The 21,369-nt window shown below is 37.6% G+C and carries 24 protein-coding genes; 13 read left to right on the plus strand and 11 right to left on the minus strand.

Features of this window, described 5'->3' with window-relative positions:
- Positions 1 to 210 precede the first annotated feature (210 nt).
- The 5 genes from FWE23_03710 to FWE23_03730 form a co-directional block, all read right to left on the minus strand.
- Complete coding sequence (locus tag FWE23_03710; protein MCL2844544.1) at positions 211 to 543, minus strand: type II toxin-antitoxin system PemK/MazF family toxin; 333 nt, start codon at positions 541 to 543, stop codon at positions 211 to 213.
- A complete protein-coding gene (locus FWE23_03715; protein ID MCL2844545.1) occupies positions 537 to 944 on the minus strand; it encodes a hypothetical protein in 408 nt (135 codons plus the stop codon). The genes FWE23_03710 and FWE23_03715 overlap by 7 nt, the downstream gene beginning before the upstream one ends.
- Before the next feature lie 149 nt (positions 945 to 1,093).
- Complete coding sequence (thiI, locus tag FWE23_03720; GenBank protein MCL2844546.1) at positions 1,094 to 2,341, minus strand: tRNA 4-thiouridine(8) synthase ThiI; 1,248 nt, start codon at positions 2,339 to 2,341, stop codon at positions 1,094 to 1,096.
- Positions 2,342 to 2,348: 7 nt separating this feature from the next.
- The gene (locus FWE23_03725; GenBank protein MCL2844547.1) at positions 2,349 to 3,059 is read right to left on the minus strand and encodes a SagB/ThcOx family dehydrogenase; all 711 of its coding nucleotides are present in this window, start codon (positions 3,057 to 3,059) and stop codon (positions 2,349 to 2,351) included.
- Between the two features lie 39 nt (positions 3,060 to 3,098).
- Complete coding sequence (locus tag FWE23_03730) at positions 3,099 to 4,115, minus strand: virulence RhuM family protein (GenBank protein ID MCL2844548.1); 1,017 nt, start codon at positions 4,113 to 4,115, stop codon at positions 3,099 to 3,101.
- 365 nt (positions 4,116 to 4,480) lie between these two features.
- Between FWE23_03730 and FWE23_03735 the strand changes: the two genes are divergently transcribed.
- On the plus strand, positions 4,481 to 5,203 hold the full coding sequence (locus tag FWE23_03735; GenBank protein MCL2844549.1) for a hypothetical protein: 723 nt from the start codon (positions 4,481 to 4,483) through the stop codon (positions 5,201 to 5,203).
- A gap of 70 nt (positions 5,204 to 5,273) precedes the next feature.
- On the opposite strand, the gene FWE23_03740 is transcribed toward FWE23_03735, so the two are convergent.
- Both FWE23_03740 and FWE23_03745 read right to left on the minus strand, forming a co-directional pair.
- A complete protein-coding gene (locus tag FWE23_03740; GenBank protein MCL2844550.1) occupies positions 5,274 to 5,816 on the minus strand; it encodes a pseudouridine synthase in 543 nt (180 codons plus the stop codon).
- The gene (locus FWE23_03745) at positions 5,804 to 6,976 is read right to left on the minus strand and encodes a glycosyltransferase family 4 protein (GenBank protein MCL2844551.1); all 1,173 of its coding nucleotides are present in this window, start codon (positions 6,974 to 6,976) and stop codon (positions 5,804 to 5,806) included. The genes FWE23_03740 and FWE23_03745 overlap by 13 nt, the downstream gene beginning before the upstream one ends.
- Before the next feature lie 159 nt (positions 6,977 to 7,135).
- Here FWE23_03745 and FWE23_03750 point away from each other — a divergent pair, with 159 nt between their 5' ends.
- Genes FWE23_03750 through truA form a run of 3 tightly spaced genes read left to right on the plus strand, consistent with a single transcriptional unit; the run spans position 7,136 to position 10,046 of the window.
- Entirely contained in the window at positions 7,136 to 8,029 is an 894-nt protein-coding gene (locus FWE23_03750; protein ID MCL2844552.1) for a homoserine O-succinyltransferase, read from the plus strand.
- A gap of 27 nt (positions 8,030 to 8,056) precedes the next feature.
- On the plus strand, positions 8,057 to 9,178 hold the full coding sequence (locus tag FWE23_03755; GenBank protein ID MCL2844553.1) for a hypothetical protein: 1,122 nt from the start codon (positions 8,057 to 8,059) through the stop codon (positions 9,176 to 9,178).
- 1 nt (position 9,179) lies between these two features.
- A complete protein-coding gene (gene truA, locus FWE23_03760) occupies positions 9,180 to 10,046 on the plus strand; it encodes a tRNA pseudouridine(38-40) synthase TruA (protein MCL2844554.1) in 867 nt (288 codons plus the stop codon).
- Here the strand turns inward: truA and FWE23_03765 are convergent.
- On the minus strand, positions 9,964 to 10,374 hold the full coding sequence (locus tag FWE23_03765; protein ID MCL2844555.1) for a VanZ family protein: 411 nt from the start codon (positions 10,372 to 10,374) through the stop codon (positions 9,964 to 9,966). The genes truA and FWE23_03765 overlap by 83 nt on opposite strands.
- Positions 10,375 to 10,463: 89 nt before the next feature.
- Positions 10,464 to 12,023: an AAA-like domain-containing protein gene (locus FWE23_03770; protein MCL2844556.1), complete on the minus strand. Its 1,560-nt coding sequence runs from the start codon at positions 12,021 to 12,023 to the stop codon at positions 10,464 to 10,466.
- A 257-nt stretch (positions 12,024 to 12,280) separates the two neighbouring features.
- Here FWE23_03770 and FWE23_03775 point away from each other — a divergent pair, with 257 nt between their 5' ends.
- From FWE23_03775 to FWE23_03790, 4 genes are read left to right on the plus strand one after another with little or no spacing between them, the layout of a single operon-like run.
- Positions 12,281 to 13,039, plus strand: coding sequence for a glycosyl transferase (locus tag FWE23_03775; GenBank protein MCL2844557.1), 759 nt, complete (start codon positions 12,281 to 12,283; stop codon positions 13,037 to 13,039).
- Between the two features lie 39 nt (positions 13,040 to 13,078).
- Entirely contained in the window at positions 13,079 to 13,897 is an 819-nt protein-coding gene (locus FWE23_03780; protein ID MCL2844558.1) for a polysaccharide biosynthesis protein, read from the plus strand.
- A complete protein-coding gene (locus tag FWE23_03785) occupies positions 13,894 to 14,727 on the plus strand; it encodes a polysaccharide biosynthesis protein (protein ID MCL2844559.1) in 834 nt (277 codons plus the stop codon). Before FWE23_03780 ends, FWE23_03785 begins: the two co-directional genes overlap by 4 nt.
- A 13-nt stretch (positions 14,728 to 14,740) precedes the next feature.
- The gene (locus FWE23_03790) at positions 14,741 to 15,820 is read left to right on the plus strand and encodes a hypothetical protein (GenBank protein MCL2844560.1); all 1,080 of its coding nucleotides are present in this window, start codon (positions 14,741 to 14,743) and stop codon (positions 15,818 to 15,820) included.
- A 22-nt stretch (positions 15,821 to 15,842) separates the two neighbouring features.
- On the opposite strand, the gene FWE23_03795 is transcribed toward FWE23_03790, so the two are convergent.
- Complete coding sequence (locus tag FWE23_03795; GenBank protein ID MCL2844561.1) at positions 15,843 to 16,190, minus strand: FkbM family methyltransferase; 348 nt, start codon at positions 16,188 to 16,190, stop codon at positions 15,843 to 15,845.
- Between the two features lie 152 nt (positions 16,191 to 16,342).
- On the minus strand, positions 16,343 to 16,780 hold the full coding sequence (locus tag FWE23_03800; GenBank protein ID MCL2844562.1) for a hypothetical protein: 438 nt from the start codon (positions 16,778 to 16,780) through the stop codon (positions 16,343 to 16,345).
- Positions 16,781 to 16,916: 136 nt separating this feature from the next.
- Between FWE23_03800 and FWE23_03805 the strand changes: the two genes are divergently transcribed.
- The 5 genes from FWE23_03805 (at position 16,917) to FWE23_03825 (ending at position 21,290) form a co-directional block, all read left to right on the plus strand.
- A complete protein-coding gene (locus FWE23_03805) occupies positions 16,917 to 17,897 on the plus strand; it encodes a glycosyltransferase family 2 protein (GenBank protein ID MCL2844563.1) in 981 nt (326 codons plus the stop codon).
- Positions 17,894 to 18,073, plus strand: coding sequence for a hypothetical protein (locus FWE23_03810; GenBank protein ID MCL2844564.1), 180 nt, complete (start codon positions 17,894 to 17,896; stop codon positions 18,071 to 18,073). The genes FWE23_03805 and FWE23_03810 overlap by 4 nt, the downstream gene beginning before the upstream one ends.
- A 44-nt stretch (positions 18,074 to 18,117) precedes the next feature.
- Positions 18,118 to 19,623, plus strand: a complete 1,506-nt coding sequence (locus tag FWE23_03815; GenBank protein ID MCL2844565.1) for a lipopolysaccharide biosynthesis protein — start codon at positions 18,118 to 18,120, stop codon at positions 19,621 to 19,623.
- Between the two features lie 406 nt (positions 19,624 to 20,029).
- The gene (locus FWE23_03820) at positions 20,030 to 20,473 is read left to right on the plus strand and encodes a hypothetical protein (GenBank protein MCL2844566.1); all 444 of its coding nucleotides are present in this window, start codon (positions 20,030 to 20,032) and stop codon (positions 20,471 to 20,473) included.
- Between the two features lies 1 nt (position 20,474).
- Positions 20,475 to 21,290, plus strand: a complete 816-nt coding sequence (locus tag FWE23_03825) for a glycosyl transferase (GenBank protein ID MCL2844567.1) — start codon at positions 20,475 to 20,477, stop codon at positions 21,288 to 21,290.
- Positions 21,291 to 21,369 lie beyond the last annotated feature (79 nt).

Raw genomic sequence — 21,369 nt, forward strand, 5'->3', positions numbered from 1 at the left:
AAAACCCTATCTACCGAAAACCACGAGAAAAGAGTGTGCCAACAAAGACACGCTCTCTCTCATTTTCTCGTAGATTGAATATTGGCTATATTCGAGGTTGAGAAAATGAAAAATTCATTTTTTTGTATCAAAGAACAGAGAGAAAAATACTATTTGGGTGGCGACGAGGTGGGGGCTTTTGTGTGGTTTTGGTGGAAATATGTAGAAAATTTACTCTTTCTCGATAAACATTGAAATAATATCAATAGATTTATTTATAATATCTTTGGGTGATTTTTCCACAAACTTGGGATTTCGCGAAAACACATCAAGAATTCGCGCTTGGTCGCATTGAATAAAACCTTTTGTTTTTGTTCGCCAATCCAACGGAATACGAAAAGGCGAAATTCTATCCGTATTTGTTATCGGACAAACCATCGCCATACCGTTTGATTTACTTAATATTTTATTGCTTACAACAAGCGCAGGACGAACGCCGCTCTGCTCGTGCCCGCTTTGCGGGTCAAAATTCAATATGATGATATCGCCCTGATTTATTACCATACTTCGTTTCCGACGGGTTTTCCCCAATCGACTTCTTCCGAGTTCAATCTTATCTTGCCGTTTTCAAAATCGTTCCATATTTCGGATATGTTTTTTTTGTAAAAATCTTCAAGGTATTTTTCACCTTTGAGTTTTTTCTTTCTTTCCAACGGATTAACGTTTACTTCTCTTTTTATGGATATAAAAACATTGTCGGCGAATATCTCCACGGATTTGCCGTTATTTTTGATTATGCTTGTCCAAATGTTTTTCGGAATAAGTAAATTACCGAATTCGTCTGACCGCAAAGACGCTTTCAAACGTTTTTCGTTTGTGGTTTTCGGTACCATTCCAATAAGCGTATTGGATAAATACGGTTTGTTTTGCAAGTTTTTTCGCTCCCGAACAATGTTTTTTTCCATAATTCGCTCCTTTTTTACGATAAAATACTATTTGTTTTGAAGCACTGTGGTGGTTTGGTGGTTTTTTGTGGGAAATTCAGATTATTTTAGCAACCAATTTTTGCAAACCCGTATCAAATGTTGCAATTTTTTATCTTCTATTTCATAATTCAGTCGAATAATTTACAAATTTCATCATTAGTCTCTTTATCCAAAACAACGGGATTTCCCGCCAAAACTCTGATTTTCTCCGTTTTTTCCACGCATTCGTTAACTAATTCCTGCCAATTCCACGCGCGGCTCGGCTCTTCGGGGTTTTCAAATCTTTCGGCTTTCTCTACATTCGGCGCGGTTGCGGGGTTGGGCGGCACGAAAAGCGTGCAACAGTCTTCGTAAGGACGTATCGAAATATCGAATGTCTTGATTTTTTGCGCGATTTCGGTGATTTCCTGCTTATCCATACAAGCAAGCGGGCGCAAAACAGGCATATTGGTAACGGCGTTTATGGTGTTTATGCTGTGCGGAGTTTGGCTTGCGACCTGTCCGATACTCTCGCCCGTGGCAATCAGTGCAACCTTGTGGAGGCGCGCAAGTTTGTCGGCAATCCTGAGCATCATTCTGCGCATAACCGTCATTCCGTAGTTTTGCGGAACGTTTGCAAAAATCTCTTTTTGAAGCTTGGTAAACGGCACAAAATACAAATTTACGCGCCCGTTCGGCATAAAATGCGCCAATTTCTCGACAATATCCAAAACCTTTTGCTTTGCCCTAACAGACGTATGCGGCGGCGACTCAAAATGCAGGCAATCGACAATCAGACCGCGTTTCATAAGCAAAAATGCCGCGACGGGAGAGTCAATTCCGCCCGAAAGCAAGCATAACGCCCGTCCGTTAATTCCTGCGGGAAGTCCGCCGAGTCCCATAATTTTTTTCGCCGAAATTATAGTATAACGCGGTCTTATTGTTATCAGAACAGTTTTGTCGGGATTTGGAATATTAAACAAAACCTCGCTGTTTTTGCCGACGAAATCCGCGACAAACTTAGACACGTCAGGGCTTTTCATAGCAAAGGTCTTATCGCTTCGCTTGGTTTCAAATTTAATTTTTTCGTTAGGGCTCACGTCTGCTTTTACAAGTTCCAACGCGGTTTTGCAAATATCTTCGATTTCGCTTTTGCAGTTTTTTCCCAAAGAATAAGAATGTATCCCGACGATTTTATCTAGTTTTTGAGCGACCATTTGCCAATCAGCACCGTTGAGTTCAATAAGCAAATGGTCGTCCGTATAACTGTAAGTAATCGTCGGAAAATCGGCAGTTTTCACGGCAAATGTCTTAACAATCTGCTTTACAAACGCCATTTTGTTTTTCCCTTTAAGAAAAACCTCGCCGAAAGTGGCGTAGATTATGTCGTATTTCATATTATCTTTATCTGCCGCGACGACGGGACGGCTCAGCGGGCGGCGTTTCTTCGACTGTCGGAGCGGCTTTTTCGACTATTGGCGCTGCTACCTGCGGTCCGCCGACAGGGTATCCGACGGTCATCGCCAATGACGGGTACATATTTTCGTCCCAGCCCATAAGCGCTCTTATTTCGTCTCTCGGAATCATCATTCTTACAACTGTGTTTAAGCCTGCGGAAGCGCAAAAAAGGTATGCGTTTTGAGCCACAAAGCCCGCGTCCATATTTGCAACGCCGACTCTGATTTCTTCCGCTACTCTCATTTTGTTCAAATTATGCACGATAAAAATATTGAGCGGCGCGCCTCTGACCCAGCCGTGAGTTCCTGCGTTGTCTCGGTGGTCTCCTTCCAATACAAGGGTCAAGATATTTTCTTGAGCGTTGTATCTGAAAATCCCCGTGTTTTTCATAACATAGAGCTCGATAGCCATATCGTTTCGGGCTGTCGGCGCAGTTCTTCTGCCGTCTTCGCGGCTTATTCCCCACATAGCCCAAAGCAAATCGCTGAGTTTTTGCTGCGAAATATTCTCAGGCGAGAATTCGCGAGCGCTCCTGCGATTGTTAAGCGCCTCCATAAGCGGCATTCCACCCGCGCGATTAGGCTGCGGAAGCTGAATATCCCCCGCAAAAACCGAAGTTGCCGTCAATGCAAGTATCAATAATGTAAAAAGTTTCATTTTTTTCTCCTTTTTTGATTATGGTATATAATAATACTGTTATAAAATACGTTTTGCCGCTTCCAATAACCCTGCAAATTCTTCAAAATCTGTATTATATGGGATTTGCGCTTGTTTAATTCTGAAAATTTCGTATTCCGCCTCGGCGTGTTCTTTGGCAAGTTTAGCAGAAATGTTTCCCGCGTGTTCTAAAATTTCTCTGTCGTTTAATGTTAAAAAACCGTTTAGTTTTTCAATCCATTTTTGCATAGTCATCGGAATTCTTGCCCTTGCCTGCGTTTGAGCAAAAACCAAATATTGTTCAACCAAGTCGTTTAATGCTTGCAATTCCTGTTTTTCAAGATAATTTTTAGCAACCGCAACATCTGATTTTCGTATTCTCTGTCCACGCCACGATGTAAGTCCCATATTGTCTTTGTCGCTGTCCGCCCGCCCGTAAATTATTTCTGCCGCGGTTTGCCCCGATGTAGCCCAATGAAGTTTATTTTGCACAGTAGCAAAGAAATTCTTGGTAATATTTGCATTTTTATCATAATCGACAGAGGTCGCATAAATATCCGTAATTTTGAGGTAAAATCGGCGTTCCGAAGTGCGAATATCCTGAATAATTTGTTCTAATTCTTCGAAATAATCAAACGGCGTATCAGGATTTTTCAATCGTTCTTTATCGACAACAAACCCTTTCTGTATATATTCGTGAAGCCGTTTTGTCGCCCAAATTCTGAATTGAGTGGCGATTTTCGAGTTTATTCGGTAGCCCAAAGAGATTATCATATCGAGATTATAGTGCGGCAATTCTCTTGCAACTTCTCTTCTGCCTTCAATTTGAACTTGTCGGAAATTCCGACAGGTTGCCATATCCGATAATTCTTCTTCTTTGTAAATATTACCTATATGCTCAACAATATTCGTTCTTGAACAGTCAAATAATTCCGCTATTTGCTGCTGAGTAAGCCAAACATCGTCTTTACAAAAACGGACGTCTAATTTTGCCGCGCCGTCGTTTTCGTATATAATAAATTGCGAGTTATTTACAGATAATTCTTTATTTTCCACGGTTGTTCTCCCTGTTTTTTAAGGAGAAAAATACGTTTTGCCAAAAGAAATAATTCTAAAAAACAAAAAAAATCTTCCCCAAAAAACAAAAACTTCCCAACTTCACCATAGGCAAATACTATTTTTCACTTGCGATAACATATGATTTGTCGGAATAATACCCGACTTTTCATTTGTGTTCTTTGTTTTTTCTTAGTAAAAAAAGAGTTAGAACTCCCTTATGGGTTGTTCTGCCTATCTTGCCTCTTTTTTTATTAAGATACAAGTGAATTCATATGTTATCGCAAACAATCTATGATTGTGGCAGGACAGCCCTTGCTGTTTCTGTTTAATTTTTTAACAATTTTTATTAGGAGGGTTGCATTATGGGAATGCAAACAAAACGGTTATTTGGGATTTTGGCGGTAGTGGTTGGTATGGTGTTCTGGGCGGGATGTTCGGATAGCGGTAATGGAAACAGTGGCAACGACAATGGCGGCGGGGGCGATGGTGTATTTTCAGGAATACAAACATTAAATCTAAGTGGACAGGTATGGATAAGAGAGTTTATGGACAATAGTGTGTGGACTGAATTTGCTGGGAACCGCGCTGTTAATGGCGTGTGTCTTTATTATTTTGATGACATCGGCGGTAGCGGAGCTATTGAGAACGGACAATTGAATTTTAGTATCGGCACCCCTAACATTTCGAGGTTAAGGAACATTTTAGATTTCTTCTATGAGGAAGATCATGGTTTCATTTTCTTTGAAAGCGATTATGAGAATATTGTCGTCAGTAATCAGGAAACAAGAGCGGCTATGCTGTATCCTGACGCGGAAGGCGCTATGGAATTTTTCAGAGGAATTGATTTTCATTTTGAACTGTATATGTTCGTTGACAGAAATGTCTCTATAACAGCCACAGGTAAAACAACTTCAAGTGAAATAACCAAAGATTTTACACTCAACCTCAAAAATGGCTGGAATATAATTAACTTTAAGCAAGACCGTAGCACTACTCCACGCACGATTACTGTATCTATGGGCTATGCTATAAATAACGCACGATGGGAATTGCTTCAAAGTTCTTCTTGGCAAGGTGGCGAATAGAAACGAATGGACTTCCGTTTTTACGGGTGTTTTTATTATAATGTGATAGTGGCGGGAGAAACCGAGATAATCAAACTTTAACCTCCCGCCACTCTCCAACCCCAAGCCCGTCAATACTCCACTCCCCAATCGACTTTCTGATAAGCCGCAAAGTCCCAAAACCAACCGCCGCAGTCATTCGGCGAACTTGACGGTTTCTGCCCTCGCGGATTGTCAGTTCAAGCCAAGTGTCGGGAATATTTTTGCGGAAACGAATCGGCGGATTTCTCTCCCAAAGATTGGGCGGCTCCTCTATTTTTCTTGCAATGGCGGGCAAAGTCATTCCGTCTTTAAGAATCACTCCTTTGTTCAATTTTTTAATCGCTTCGTCGGTAATTTCGCCCTCGACTTGCGCCCAATACGTTTTAGGTTGCTTAAATTTCGGCGAGGAAATATAATTTTGCAATTTGCCGCAATCGGTGAGCAAAATAAGCCCCTCGCTATCGTAATCAAGCCGACCACAAGGATAAATATCGGGGATTTTCACGAAATCGGCAAGCGTTTTTCGCCCCTCGTTATCGGTGAATTTAGAAAGTACCATATACGGCTTGTTCAGCAAAATCAACTTTGACATTTTATCACTTTTTTTAAGAGTTCAAAGGTCTCGGCAGAGGTGTTTTCCCACTTGAAATTTTCAGCCCAAGTTCGACAATTCGCAGAAATTTCGGCGTATTTTTCGGGAGTTTCTAAGAGTTCGCTTATCTTTGCCGCCGCGTCGTTTACATCGCCGAATTTGTATAAAAGCCCTGTTTTTCCGTCTTGAACGCTGTCGCAAAGTCCGGGTGCGTTATTTGCCACAACGGGAACTCCGCAGGCGTTTGCTTCGATAACGGTAAGCCCCCAGCCCTCTTTGTAGCTCGGCTGAACAAGCAAAAAAGCGTGTTGCAAAAGGCGCAGTTTTTCTTCTTGTGAAATAAATCCCAAGAGGGTGATTTTATCGCCGAGTTTGCGTTTTTTTATCCATTTTTCTAATTTCGGACGAAAAGGTCCGCTTCCTGCAATTTTCAGGGTTAAGTCGGGAAATTTTGCCGATATTTTTCCAAAGGCGGCGCAAATATCCAAAACGCCTTTGTATTTTTGCAGACGTCCTATATAAAGTAGATATGGGGCGTCATTTAGGGCGAAAGATTTTTCGCCCCTACATTTTGCTGGTTTATCTAGGGGCGAAAAATCTTTCGCCCTATCTCCAATTGGGACGTAAAATTTGTCGTTTCTTCCGTTGTGAATTACGTGGATTTGTTCGTCTTTTATTCCGTATGATTTCAGTTCTTTTTTTGCCGAATTGCTTACGATTGCAAATTGCTCTTTTCTGTAAAAAAATCGAAGCGTCTGTTCGCCGAGCCACACGATACTTGCCGCAGGAACAGAGGCTTCGCGGAAAATTGAAGTCAGCCAAAGATGGTGCATTTGAATTAAGCGCGGTTTTTTTGTTAAAATCGGCGTAAAAAGCGGCAGTTTGTTGAAATCCTCGTAAATAACGTCGGGGACGAATTCTTTTTCCCACTTTCTGAAATTTTTCCAAACCAAAAGCGGATATGTCGCCTCTGTTCCTACGCGAATAATTTCTAAACCGTTTACGTTTTCGCGCGCCAAACCGCCGTCAAATTTTGACGAAACAACAAAAACATTGTTGCCCGCCGCCGCTATCGGCTCAAAAATGCCGTGCAAATGAACTTCCGCGCCACCCGCCCGCGGGTGTTTTATGTCGCGCCAGTTGAAAATCAGTATGTTCACGCTTAACCTTTCAAAAATTTCGCAATTTTACAGGTAAAAATATTATATTTATATATATGAAAAGCCAAGTTTTTATTTAAATCGACGGAAAATGAAAATTTAGTAAAGAAAAAGAGTTCGGCAAATAGTATTTTATCTGCAAAAACAAAGGAAAAAAATATGACCATAATAATACCTAATGATTACCACGCGCGCGAAGCATTGGCGCAAAGGCGAATACTTTGCGTCCCTGAAGCCGTCGCCCACAAACAGGATATAAGACCGCTTCGTATCGGCATTCTGAACATTATGCCCGAAGCGGAAAACTACGAATTTAACCTCCTGTTTCCGCTCGGCAGAAGCATTTTGCAGATTGAACCCGTGTGGATTAAGCTTCACAATCACCATTATTCGTCGTCCGATAACGCGCATTTGGAAAAACACTACGTGAGTTTTGAGGAAGCCGTAAAGCACAGACATCTGGACGGACTTATAATAAGCGGCGCTCCCGTCGAACATCTCCCCTATCAGGATGTAAAATATTGGAACGAACTCTCTCAAATTATGAATTATGCGCGCACCGATATTGCTTCGACCCTCGGAATTTGCTGGGGCGGAATGGCGCTTGCAGGGTTCGTGGGAATACCGAAAATCAATTATGAACGCAAACTTTTCGGAGTGTTTGAAACGCGAAACATTGACACAAAACACCCGATAACAGGAGAAATGGACGACATTTATTGGTGTCCCAACTCCCGACACGCAGGAATTGCCGATGAAGATTTGGAAGAAGCGGCGCGCAAAAATGTTGTAAACTTACTCGCTCACTCAAAAGAGGCGGGATATTTAATATTCGAATCGACCGACAAGCGCTTTATTATGCACTTGGGTCATTTTGAATACGACGCAAACAGATTGGTAAAAGAATACGAACGCGACGTTGCAAAAGGCAGAACGGACGTTGTCGCGCCGCAAAATGTTGATTTAAAAAATCCCGTAAATCAATGGCGCGCACAAAATCTGGAATTTTTCTCGCAGTGGATAAGATATGTTTATGAAAACACGCCGTTTTAACCGTTTTTTCACTTTAAGGGGAAAATTTTGAGTAAATCTCTTCCGAAAATAACCGTAATTGCGGGCAATAATCAGTTTGAAATGCGCAACGTAAAGGGAGCGTTTGTCGAAAAATGCGAGAAATTGTTTCCAAATTCCACAAGCGAATATTTTGACGGAACGGGCGAAATAACGTTCGGTGAATTTATTCAGAAAATTGCATCCCCTTCGATGTTCGGCGACACAAAAATTTTATTTTTGAACCACGCCGAGAACAAAAATGTCCTCGCAAACAAGCATCATTACGAAACTTTTGAAAAAACAATGCTACTTTGCGCAGAAGAGGTCTTCGTTTTTGCAGAACTAAATGTAGAAGCCGCAGAAAAAACACCCAAAGGTTGCCTTTCGTCAAGCGAATTGATGGAAAGCCTAAAAGGGCTTACTAAAAAACACAGCGGCAGTTTTGCAGAATTTTGGACAATGAAAGACTATGAAATCCCAAAATGGATAATCGGAAAAGTGCGCGAATATTACGACAGGTACATTAGCGAAGAAAACGCCGAATTGCTCGTAAAACTAAGCGGTGCAGACTTAGGAGTTTTAGATGGTGAACTGCGCAAATTCGACGCGACGCTCCCCCAAAAAAAGGAAATTACCGAAGATGATATTTACGAACTTACAGGTAATAACAAACAAGTATCAACGCAAGAAATAGCGCAATTTATAGGCTTACGCAAATGGAACGATGAAGCGGTAGAGGCTTTCGACGATTTAGCAGGAAAAGACGGCGGGTTTGCAATACCTTTTCTGTCGGAATTATATCGAAAATTTTGGGTTTTGCTTAAAATTCGCCTCTTTGCCGACGAAAATCGCGAAAAAGCAAATGCTTATTTTAAGATGCACGACTACAAAGCAAAAAATCAAGCAGCATTCGATATTGCCGTCGCCTGCGGAATACTTAAAGAAGCACAACAAAAATCGGTGTTTCCTCAAGTAATAAAGCCAAAATTGCTAGAGCAAGCAAGTTTCTACACAAAAAAAGACCTGTTTGAAATAATAAAAATGCTCGCACAATATGACCGCGAAATAAAAAACGGCGAAATAAAGTCAGACGTACACAAAGAAACAATAAAAGAAATGTGTCGCCAAATCGTCAGAACCGGAAAATAGAATGCGGATTTTCGCACGAGCAGAATATGACGGCACAAACTTTGCAGGTTGGCAAATTCAGCCGCACGCAATATCTGTTCAAGAGGAATTGCAAAGAGCAATTTCGCAGATTGTCGGACAAAAAGTCGAAATTGTCGGCGCAGGAAGAACAGACGCAGGCGTTCACGCAAAAAATCAAGGTTTTCACTTTAACATAGACGATAACACCGTAGGGGCGGGGTCTGCCCGCCCTTCTGTCCGCCCTGATATTTATGCCGCATTTACGCATTTGGGCGGGCAAACCCCGCCCCTACAAATTACAAATTTCGACAAATTCGCATACAAAATAAACAGTGTTTTACCGCCAACTATCGCAGTTTTTGATATGCAGAAAGTTGCAGACGATTTTCACGCAAGATTTTCGGCAACTGAGCGAATTTATCATTATCACATATCGCTGAAAAAAAATCCGCTTTCATTTAATAATTCGGTATTTTTCGGCTACAAAATGGACTTGCAAAAAATGGAAAGCGAACTGAAAAGCATTATCGGCACACATTCATTTGAGTCATTTTGCTCGTCGAATAATCAACTCGACCATTTTCGTTGCACTGTAAATTCAGCCGAAATTGTAAAAATCGACGAATATTCTTTCTACATAAAAATCGCCGCAAATCGCTTTCTTTACAATATGGTACGCTCTATTGTCGGAACGCTTGTTGATATTTCACGCGGGAAATTAAATATTACAATGAGCGAAATATTGGCGCAAAAAAACAGAAAATTTGCAGGAACAACCGCACCTGCTAAGGGGTTGGTTCTGGAGGATGTTCGGTATGACGCCGCCGTTGATAATAAATTACCGCAAAATACACAAAAGGCGAAATAAGGCTACCGATAAAATTTGCTATTATATCCCCGATGTCATTCCCCGAACGCCCCGGAACAAAAGATTGATGAAATTCGTCTAAAATTCCGAAAACCGTACCTGTAATAACAACCAACGCCCCCCAAAAAAGAGGTTTTGCAAGCCATTTTTCACGAGGTATCCATAAACAAAGAAATGTTCCCAAAGTGAAATAGGCAATAATGTGTTTTAATTTGTCGTTAAGTTCAAAAGCATTCAAAAACTCGTTGTCTCCGTGCAAAGAGGAAAGAGTGAAAATGACTATCATTATCAGAATTGCGGGAATTTTTCTTATTATATTTTTGCTCACTTTGCTCCTTTTTTCAACGCTATTCTGCGCGGTAAAATACTAATTTCCAAATAGTAAATGGTCTTTTTTCTGTTCTTTTATAACCATTCTCAATACCCAACCATGCAATCAAAAATCTTTTTACCTTTATACTCTACCCACTTGAATTGTGGTTTCCCGATATTTTCATTATTGCGAAAATCGAAAGTAAGTAAAAAGCCCAGATTATTGTTTTTGCTTTCTAAATAGTCGCAAAGTTGGTCGTATGCTTTTTCGTGTGCCGCTTCGCCATACCAGAGTTTGAGTTCCACAATAAATTGATCGGTAAAATAATCGACAACAACGTCCATTCGTCGAGCATTACGAGTTTCGCTTTCTATATGATAGAACCCTTTTCCGTTAATCAAGGGTTTCATATATGTCAAAAATAACATTCGACATTCGTCTTCTAAGAAGTTCTTGCCGCTTTCTTTGAAAAGTTCGTAGTAATGCTCCGTAAATTTTTGGACACAAAGCTCCATATCAAACTTGCTGTTTTCGATTATATCTTCCGGAAGCACCCGATTTATGCTAATACCTTTCAATTGTTTTTTTATTGAAAAATAAGAACAAATAACAGTCTCAAAAATCAAATTATCTATTACTGCTTGTCCATTTTTATTGCGCAAAAAGCCAAATGTTATGCCTAAATCCATCGCTGGTTCTGCAGTATTGTAAACATAAGAATTCCCGTTTATTGCTATGTCGTATAGCAAATCGGCAAGTTCTTTGTTGCTGTCAATATTTTTACCCAAATCGTCAATTAATGTGCTTTTTTCTTGAAGAATTATTTTTACTGCTTCTTGAACGCCTGCAACTGTCCAGCTTTTACTTACTTCTAAGCATTGACAAATTCGCGAAACAAGATAAGGATAGCCACTTGTATATTTGCGAATTTCTTGTGCAATTTCTTCGATATTCATTCCTGTTTTATAGTCGTTTTCATATTCGGTAAGCATTGACGCTATTTCTTTGACATTCAACGACATATCAACAGTAAAGTTTATGGCTATATTCCAAGGCGAGTTTAGGCGTTTTTCACCATCTTTTAATTCGTGTATTCCGGCTGATACCATCTTTACTTTCAGGTTTTTGATGTCGTAAACACCTGCCAAAATTACAGATTGAAATGTCGCACCAACTTTATCCGCTCTTTTAAGGTGTTTATCTCGTAGCACTCCGAGAAACTTTAAAAACAGAAGATTATTTGACGATTTATCTACTTCGTCTATCATTAGAACGAAGTTTTTTTCTTTGCAAACTTTACTCAAAAAGATGTCGAGAGATTTAAATGTAACAACCGAATCATCCTTCCAGTCATCTGCTCCCGGCAATTTTCTTTCAGTAAAATAGTATGCGCATTTTTCAAGAAATCCTTGACAAAAACCTGTTTCCGACTCAAACATTATATCGCTTGTAACTTCAAAACTTAAAGAGATTACAGTATATTTTGAAGAAAGATGTTTTGCGAGCAACCTAAGCGTTGTCGTTTTTCCGTATTGTCTGCCGCGATTTATGGAAAAATATCCTCCGTTTTCGACCAATTGTGAAATTTGCTCAATTTTCTCACTGACATCTGCCATATAATGTAAATTAGGCACGCAAAGTCCTGTTGTATTAAATTTACGCATACTGTCTTCCCTTTCATAATTATGTGTAAAAATACGTTTTGCCGTGGGTGGAAATGGTGTGTTGAAAAGAAAACAAGCGAAATACGAAAAAAGGTTGTATATTGCTTGTGAACTAAAAAACATATTTTAGATACTTGCTTACGAGAGATTTGCTTAATATAGTATTTTCGATATTTAGAAAAAAAAATAGTTTTCATATTCACACATTTGACGAGTGGCATTTAGTATTTTCATTGCAGAAGGAAGGAAATATCGAAATGATACCAAAGAAAATTCACTATTGCTGGTTAAGCGGCGATGAAATTCCCGAAATGTTGCAAAAATGTATGGCAACTTGGAAAGAAAAAATGCCTGATTATGAATTTATACTGTGGGATAAGAGTAAATTTGATGTAAATTCCGTTCGTTGGGTAAAAGAGGCGTACGATGCAAAGAAATACGCTTTTGCTGCCGATTATATAAGATTTTATGCCTTATACAATTACGGTGGAATATATTTGGACACAGATGTCGAAGTATTAAAAACGTTTGATCCGCTTTTAAGCAACAAAAGTTTTATGGGATTTGAGTATATTTCAACACCGGAAGCCGCAGTAATCGGCACAGAAGCAGGCGTCAACTGGATAAAAAAATGCTTGGAATATTACAATGGTAAATCTTTTTATGATGAAAATGGAAATATAAGAAATTTGGCTGTTCCTATTATGATGAAAGCAAATTTGCAAAAACTTTATAAGCAAGAAATAAGGGATACATCGTCGATACAACATTTTGATGACCTTGATTTATATCCGTATCAATATTTTTCACCAAGAGATCCATATAAAAACCGCATAAATGTTAACTCTGATACATATTGCATACATCATTCGGTTGGCTCTTGGTGCAATGGCGGACGAAAAACAATAAACAGATACAAGAATTTATTGCTAGTATATATATTAGGAAAGAGAAAGTACGACGAAATTTTGTTCCGACACCTCTATAAAAGAATTAAAAAAGAAGTAGAAAACTGAATTACGAAAACTTATTTTTTCAATGGAAGGTAATTAACAATGATACCTAAAAAAATTCATTACTGCTGGTTAAGCGGCGAAGAATTTCCCGACAAAGTAAAAAAATGTATGCAGACGTGGAAAGATATAATGCCCGATTACGAATTTATCTTGTGGGATATGGACAGATTTGACATAAATTCTGCTGATTTTGTAAAAGAAGCGGTTAACGTAAAAAAATGGGCGTTTGCCTCCGATTACATTCGCCTGCACGCGCTTTATACTGAAGGTGGAATTTATTTGGACACAGATGTTATTGTAAAAAAATCTTTCGACGGTTTTCTTGAGCACGACTTTTTTTCCGCCATAGAATTCTTTCCCTACATAGGCAACAAAAATTTTATTGACCTTTATGATGACGGAACTGTAATGCAAAGAATTTCGGGGTATGCGTTGCAATCTGCAATTTTCGGCTCGGTTGCAGGGCACCCATTTCTGAAAGACTGCTTGAATTTTTATAAAGACAGACATTTTATTCTTCCCGACGGCTCTTTTGCCGATAAAATAATATCCCCCGATATTTGTGCAACTATTGCGCAAAAGTATGGTTTTCGCTACAAAAACGAGGAGCAGAACTTGGCGCACGGAATGATAATTTTCCCATCTTCAATTTTAGCATCGAATGTATGGGGATTTACAAAAAATTCTTTCGCAATTCATTGTGCTGTTGGAGGTTGGCGCAGCAAATCTTTTTGGGGCAAACTTATCACGAACAACACTTTGGTTAGAAAATTAGTTAAGCGTCCACCTGTAATAAAAGACGAGTATGAATTTGTCCAAAACAGCCCTGTTTGGCAAGAATGCAAGGAGGAAAAATGATACCGAAAAAAATTCATTACTGCTGGTTAAGTGGTGAAGAATATCCCGACGACATAAAAAAGTGTATGCAAACATGGACTGACATAATGCCGGATTACGAATTTGTCTTGTGGGATAAGAATAGATTCGATGTAAATTCCGTTGCTTGGGTAAAAGAGGCATACGAAGCGAAAAAATATGCTTTTGCGTCAGATTATATTCGTCTTTACGCTCTGTATAATGAAGGAGGAATTTATTTGGATACAGATGTTTTGGTGGGAAAAAGGTTTGATGCGTTTCTAAACTATGATTTTTTCACTTCGCTGGAAAACAAAAAAAAACGAAGACAAAGCGAAACCGTATGCCAAACATTCAACGAATTATCAGAGGAAACAGAAACTAAAATAAGTTCAAATACTTACGGATTTCAAATAGCAGTCATGGGCGCAAAAGCAAAAAATGAATTTATCGGAGACTGTTTGAAATGGTATGAAGAACATAGTTTCAAACTTCCGGACGGAACATTAAGAGACAAATTTTCAATAGGAATAGGACCAGACATTTGTTCTTCAATCGCCCAAAAATACGGTTTCAAATATGATACGCCGCAAGTTCAGTATTTCGGAAAAAACATGGTTGTGTTTCCTGCGAAATATTTTCCTAATGACCCGAACGTTGCTACAAAAGAAACGTATGCAGTTCATTTATGTAAGGGTGGTTGGGTGCCAAAGCTCTCTTTTTATTACATGTACAGAGTCTTTGCAAATAATATTTCAAAATTGAAAAATGTGTTCAAGAACAGAAATAAAAATCAGGCTTTTGACGCTGTAAAAAAATTAATTACCGAATAAAGAAAATCAAACTATGGCAACAAAAAAAAACATCTCTAAAATATTGCAAAAATGTGTAAAATACATAAAAAAACCGAACATTTTTTTCAGAGCAATTTTAAGAAACTGCGAAGATATTATTTATGCCGTTAAACACCGAGAAATAAAAACCAAATACGGAAATGAAAATCCCAATTCTAAATTTTATATAATCGGATTTAACGCAGGTTGGACCGGAATTGCTTGGATAATTATTCATGTTATAGAACACATCAGGTATGCAAAAGATAAAAATTATATTCCGCTTGTCGATTTACAAAATTTCAGTAGCCAATACATTTCTCCTGAAAATATAGACAAGGAAAACTTGTGGGAATATTGGTTTATACAACCGACAGAATACGAACTGTCGGCTATTACAAATTGTAAGAATATTATTAAAAGCAGAAAAAGCTCGTTCCCAAATTACAAATACCAACTCAAATACTGGGACTATAAAAATGAAACATATATAAAAAATTTACAATCCATATATAAAAAACACATAAAATTCAATGATAACACGCTAATGAAAATACAAAATTTGCAAAACAGTATTATAGGCGACAAAAAAGTCTTGGGAATAATGTGCAGAGGCACAGATTTTTCAAAGCAGAAACCGGCTAATCATCCAATTCAACCAAACGCGCAAGATATTATTGAGGAAGCGGAAATTATAATGAAGAAATACGGTTGCAGTCATATTTTTTTGTCAACTGAAGATAACGAGATTTACGATTTGTTTTTTGAGAAATTTGGGGATGTTCTTTTATCTATACCGCAAAAAAGATTTTGCCAAAAAGATATTGAAGGGCAAACTTTTTTGTCTGATTTATCTGTCCCAAAAGAACGCAAAGAAATCGCATTTTCATATCTTGCGTCAATGTTCATTCTTTCAAAATGTGCATGCTTTACGGGAGGCATCACCGGTGGTTCACTTCTTGTGAAGATTATGAGCGACGGCTTTGAATTTGAACATCTTCACGACTTGGGAATATATCCCGACAATGTAAGTTTCGGCGAAGAATGGAAGCGCTTTTATGAAGAATTGTCGGGAAAAAGAACAAGAAAATGAAACTTTTCATTGTTGCTTTTTTCTAAACTTTTTTTGCTCTTATAACTCCACGTCTTATATATGGATTAGCAGTCTCTTTCTCTACATTTTGCCACCAAACAATCATATATCCTTTGGAGTATTCCGTTGTAAATTCTAATTTTTCCAAACGTTCTTTTAATTCTTCCGCAGCATTTTTCAGATGATATGTTGCCAAAAGCAATTTTATATCTTTTTGACTTGCGAGTATTTTTTGACCGCCGTTTACCAATTTCACTTCTGCGCCTTCGATATCCGCCTTTACAAAATTTATAATTTTATTTTCAAAAAAACAATCCAGAGTTATATTTGTGTTATCGTTTACATCCGATATGTATTTATTAACTATCACAACTTTTTCTTTCCAAGGTTCAAATGTTTTTTGCAATGCCTTTATCCAAGCGGGATTAGACTCAAACAGGTAAATTTTTTTCGCTATTTCTACATATTTTAGCGCCCAAATCCCTTCTGCTGCGCCAATGTCGGCAATAACATCGCCATTTTTTACAATAAAATCCTTTGTTCATATCTATGTGGTGAATCTTGGTCCTGTTCCATACGTAATTCATCATAATATCTACGAATACTTGCAGTGCTCCATCCCTTTGGAAAAAACATTTTTTTATTTTCATAAAATACATAATTCATTTTACACGCCTTGTCGTAATCTATACGATATTTTTTTGTAAAATTACCGGGAAACATTGTAATTGGATTATCATCATTTTTGAAATATTCTATTATATTTCGTAATTCGGGCTCTTGCTCATCAATATTTAAGCCAAGAAAATAACGTTTGGCTGATTTTGCACCTTCGCTTTCACTACCATCCCCTGCAAATCCCGCTCCTTGCCATTTATATTTTCTATCTGCTATTCCCGATGGCGTCCAAAATTCAACTATTTTTCTTATAGCACCTATAAGTTGCCTTAATATTCTCATCAATATCACCTTCTTGTTTAATTTAATACTAAAATAATAAATTGTACGCATTATATACAAAAAATTTGCATTCTCACTTATAAAAAAACTATTTTTATGATTAAAAAATAAAGTCATTTAAGGAAACAATCTATCTATGAGTAAAATATCTGTCGCTATGACGACATATAACGGCGAAAAGTTTTTGCAAAAACAACTTGACAGCATAACTAAACAATCGCGGCAAGTTGATGAACTTATAGTTTGTGATGACGGTTCTAACGACAATACCGTAAATATCCTTAATGGATTTTACAATACTGCGCCGTTTCCCGTAAAAGTTATTATTAATGAAAAAAATTTAGGTAGTACAAAAAATTTTGAAAAATGCATGGCTCTCTGCGAAGGCGATATTATAATTTTATGCGACCAAGACGATGTTTGGCTAACGGATAAAGTTAAAATACTGGAAGAAATGTTTTTAAGTAATCCGAATTGCGAAATGGCTTTTACAAACGCTATGACAATAGACGAAACAGGAAAGCCGTTGAACGAATTGTTGTGGTCTTGCTTCCGTTTCAATGAAAAAAAACAAAAATTGCTGAAAAATGGAAAAGGATTAAGATGCTTTGCCGGAGAAAATGTTGTTACAGGCGCCGCATCGGCAGTGAAAAAGTCTTTTTTCGAAAAAACGCGACCTTTTCCTGTCGATTTAGTGCACGACCATTGGTTAGCTACAATAGCAGTGTTAAACAAAAGTTTGTTTTTCAGTAATGTAATTACAATAAACTATCGCATACATCCATCACAACAATTAGGATTAGAAATTGACACTAATAACAAAAAACTTATAAAAAAAATTAACATTAATAATTTATGCGACCATAATATAGTAATAAACAAGGCAGAAATCACAATTAAAGAGCTCAATAAAAGATTTCACCTAACAGACGAGCAACGCAAAATTTTTATTGATAAAATTAAATTTTATTCATTCCGCGAAAATCTTATACCTAACAGGTTAATACGTAGTTCAAAGATTTTTTCTAATATGCTTTGCGGAAATTATCATAAATTTACAAACGGCTTTTTAAGCGTAGCCAAAGATTTGTTAAGAAATGCGGGAGGTATTCGTTGATAGTAAATAATAATAATCTTGTATCAGTTCTTATTGTAAACCGGAGCAGTGCAGAAGTTTTGCCGGAATGCTTAAAAAGCGTACTTGAACTTAATTGTAAAAATATTGCGCGTTTTAAAATAAAAAAAAATGAATTTTATCGTTTAAAAAAACACAAAAAAACAAGTATTATATAAGGTTAAATAATTTGTTTTCAAATTCGATAAATAACAAAAAAATATTGAAAAATACTCTTGCTTTGTATTTTCGTCAAATAATAACGATGTTTGTCGCATTGTTCACCTCAAGAATCGTCTTACAAACGCTCGGAGTTACCGATTTCGGAATAAATAATGTTGTAGCCGGAGTCGTGGCAACTTTCGGATTTATGAGCGGTACGCTAATGAACATAACGCAAAGATTTATTTCGGTAGAATTAGGAAAAAGCGGAGAGCTGAGCGTGTTGAAAAAAATATTTTCTACAAGTATGATTTTACACATAGGAGCCGCCGTTATAGTCCTTATTCTTGCACAAACTGCGGGGGTATGGTTTTTGAATAACATGCTTGTAATCCCCGAAGAAAGGATGCTTGCTGCTAACTGGGTTTATCAATTTGCCGTTCTGAGTTTTGTGATGTCGTTGCTGAATGCCCCGCTTATGGCTCTTATAGTTTCTCACGAAGATATGCACATATACGGATATATGGGAATTTTTGATGTGGCGGCACGACTTCTTACGGTTTATTTGTTGGTGATTATAAATGCGGATAAACTTATACTTTTTGCACTGTTCGGTTTTGCGGTTACTTGTTCGGTATGGCTTTTTTATTTTATTTACTGTCGAAAAAACTACCAAGAAGCAAGATTTTCGTTTGTTTATGACAAGTCGCTGATAAAAGATTTAGGAAAATTCGGCGGATACGTATTCGGAGGAAATATTTCTGCTATATTAGTAATTGAAGGGGTAAATATTATGATGAATATCTTTTTTGGTCCGGCAATAAATGCTGCAAGAGGATTAGCCAATTCTATTAGTGTCGCTTTATTGTCATTCGGAAACAATTTCAGGCAAACCTTAACTCCGCAAATAACAATGTCGTATGCCGCAAACAATACGGAAGCGACTTGGACATTGGTTGAGCGCGGAACTCGAATGTATTATTTCCTGCTTTTTGTCTTTTCTCTTCCGGTTTTAGCGGAAACGGAATTTATACTAAAACTCTGGCTCGGAAACGTTCCCGAACATACGGCAATATTTACCAAACTCATGATTATTCACGTCTTGGTATTGAGCATATCTTCGACCTGTTGGTCGGTAGTTCATGCTTCCGGAAAAGTTAAGTTAATATATTGTTTGAGCTATATATTCAACGGACTTATTCTGATGCTTTCCTATTTGGCTTGCGTAATAGGTTATCCGCCGCATTACGTTTTAGGCGTTAATCTTGCAGTGATATTAATATTATATCAGCCGGTATTTTTGTTCGCGTCAAAAAAACTATACGGGTTTCCGATAAAATCTTTTGCCAAAAGAGCACTTGTTCCTATCTTGAGGGTTTCCGTAGTAGCGTTTTTACCTTTTTATTTTACCGACAAACTGTTTGCGGAGTCGACTCTCCGCTCATTTATCACAATAGCGGCAAGCATGTTATGGACTGTTATTCTTGTCGTATTCATAGGATTAACAAAAAATGAGCGAGTTAAAATTTTTGCTTTTTTGAAACGAAAGTTTTTAATTTTGTTTTAGCTATACGGCAAATAGTATTTTATGGGAAGTTATTTGGAATTTAAGGAGAAATTATATGTCTGCCGTAAGAAGAATTTTAGGGGGCTTTAAGATAAAAATATTCAAGATGCTCAATTGGGTATTTAAATTGTTCACGCCGTACGGGATTTACTGCCTTTATGCAAAAAAAATAACGTTGGAACGCTTAGTGATTGCAAACCAAGAACATAAAAACGGAAACGAGTTAAATTTCAAAGAAAATTTTGCCAATATATACGAGGAAAACTTTTGGGGTTCAAACGAGTCACGTTCGGGTCCCGGCTCAGAATTGGTTGCAACTAAAAATATACGTAAAAAACTCCCACTATTATGGAAAAAATATGGAATAAAATCTTTTTTAGATGTTCCATGCGGCGATTTTAATTGGATGAAAACCATAAACAAAGACGGAATAACTTACATCGGCGGCGACATCGTCGAAAAAATAGTTGAAAACAACAACGAATTATATGGCAATGAAAGCATTTCGTTTAAAGTTTTAGACATAACAGAAGACGATTTGCCCAAAGTAGATATGATACTTTGCCGAGATTGCTTGTGCCATTTGTCGAATGAGAACGTGCTTAAAGCACTACGTAATTTCAAAAAAAGCGGCGCAAAATATTTATTGGCGACATCTTATCCACTAACTTCCCAAAACTGGGACATTAATAACGGTGATTTCAGACCGATTAACCTCCTAATAGAGCCGTTTAATTTACCCCACCCAATAAGTAAAATACATAATGGATTTATTGGCATTCCATCGAATTACGAAACAGATAAAACCGAATATTTGTTTGATTTGAAAGATATAGGCGGAATTCTTTGAAATGTCAATACCCAAAATAATTCATTACTGTTGGTTTGGTGGCAATCCGTTGCCTAATTACGCCGTAAAATACATTGAAACTTGGAAAAAATATTTTCCCGACTATAAAATAATAGAGTGGAATGAAAACAATTACGACGTTCATAAGATACCCTATACCTCAGAGGCATATAATGCCAAAAAATACGCATTTGTAAGCGATTATGCGAGATTTGATGTATTATACGAATTCGGCGGAATTTATTTTGATGTAGATGTAGAAGTGATTAAACCGTTTGGTGAAATATTAAATGATACTGGATTTATGGGAACAGAATCACGCGGCATCATTGCTGCAGGGCTTGGGATGGGATGCAATGCAGGACTTGAAGTTGTGAATGAAATTTTAGAACACTACAGAAATGACCATTTTTTATCCGATAGCGGAATAAATCTTAAAACCGTTGTTCTTCGCATTACTGAGATATTGACCGAAAAAGGGTTTGATACAAAGAAAAAAGGCTTACAAAAAATCGCAGGTTTTACAATTTATCCACCTCAATATTTTGCCCCACAAAATCCGCAAACATTAGTCACCAAAATAGTTCCAAAAACAGTGTCTATGCATCATTATTGGCTTGGAGATGAAAAAAATTCAGTTTCGTGGATAACAGATGCACACAAAAGGGAGTTGCTTTTTCGGAATAAATTTTTTGGTTTTTGGGGTGATAATGTTTTTTCATCATTACTTTTTAGGGTAATTATAAAATTCCGACTTAAAGAGTTTGTCGCAAAAATACTAATTGACTGCGATAAAAAAGACGTGGAAATACGATGAAAAAGATTTTGTCTATTTACGGCACGCGCCCTGAAAAAAGCAATTTAAATGGCAAACGCGATAAGCCATACGGAGACAG

This window comes from Chitinivibrionia bacterium, from assembly GCA_009779925.1.
GTDB lineage: Bacteria > Fibrobacterota > Chitinivibrionia > Chitinivibrionales > Chitinivibrionaceae > WRFX01.

What these genes read in the sequence shown, in the direction of transcription:
- FWE23_03710 (MCL2844544.1), bottom strand. Translation starts at nt 543, where the DNA reads ATGGTAATAAATCAGGGCGATATCATCATATTGAATTTTGACCCGCAA.
- FWE23_03785 (MCL2844559.1), top strand. Translation starts at nt 13,894, where the DNA reads ATGATACCGAAAAAAATTCATTACTGCTGGTTAAGTGGTGAAGAATAT.
- FWE23_03775 (MCL2844557.1), top strand. Translation starts at nt 12,281, where the DNA reads ATGATACCAAAGAAAATTCACTATTGCTGGTTAAGCGGCGATGAAATT.
- FWE23_03805 (MCL2844563.1), top strand. Translation starts at nt 16,917, where the DNA reads ATGAGTAAAATATCTGTCGCTATGACGACATATAACGGCGAAAAGTTT.
- FWE23_03770 (MCL2844556.1), bottom strand. Translation starts at nt 12,023, where the DNA reads ATGCGTAAATTTAATACAACAGGACTTTGCGTGCCTAATTTACATTAT.
- thiI (MCL2844546.1), bottom strand. Translation starts at nt 2,341, where the DNA reads ATGAAATACGACATAATCTACGCCACTTTCGGCGAGGTTTTTCTTAAA.
- FWE23_03780 (MCL2844558.1), top strand. Translation starts at nt 13,079, where the DNA reads ATGATACCTAAAAAAATTCATTACTGCTGGTTAAGCGGCGAAGAATTT.
- FWE23_03735 (MCL2844549.1), top strand. Translation starts at nt 4,481, where the DNA reads ATGGGAATGCAAACAAAACGGTTATTTGGGATTTTGGCGGTAGTGGTT.
- FWE23_03725 (MCL2844547.1), bottom strand. Translation starts at nt 3,059, where the DNA reads ATGAAACTTTTTACATTATTGATACTTGCATTGACGGCAACTTCGGTT.
- FWE23_03820 (MCL2844566.1), top strand. Translation starts at nt 20,030, where the DNA reads ATGAAAACCATAAACAAAGACGGAATAACTTACATCGGCGGCGACATC.
- truA (MCL2844554.1), top strand. Translation starts at nt 9,180, where the DNA reads ATGCGGATTTTCGCACGAGCAGAATATGACGGCACAAACTTTGCAGGT.
- FWE23_03715 (MCL2844545.1), bottom strand. Translation starts at nt 944, where the DNA reads ATGGAAAAAAACATTGTTCGGGAGCGAAAAAACTTGCAAAACAAACCG.
- FWE23_03740 (MCL2844550.1), bottom strand. Translation starts at nt 5,816, where the DNA reads ATGTCAAAGTTGATTTTGCTGAACAAGCCGTATATGGTACTTTCTAAA.
- FWE23_03750 (MCL2844552.1), top strand. Translation starts at nt 7,136, where the DNA reads ATGACCATAATAATACCTAATGATTACCACGCGCGCGAAGCATTGGCG.
- FWE23_03800 (MCL2844562.1), bottom strand. Translation starts at nt 16,780, where the DNA reads ATGAGAATATTAAGGCAACTTATAGGTGCTATAAGAAAAATAGTTGAA.
- FWE23_03790 (MCL2844560.1), top strand. Translation starts at nt 14,741, where the DNA reads ATGGCAACAAAAAAAAACATCTCTAAAATATTGCAAAAATGTGTAAAA.
- FWE23_03825 (MCL2844567.1), top strand. Translation starts at nt 20,475, where the DNA reads ATGTCAATACCCAAAATAATTCATTACTGTTGGTTTGGTGGCAATCCG.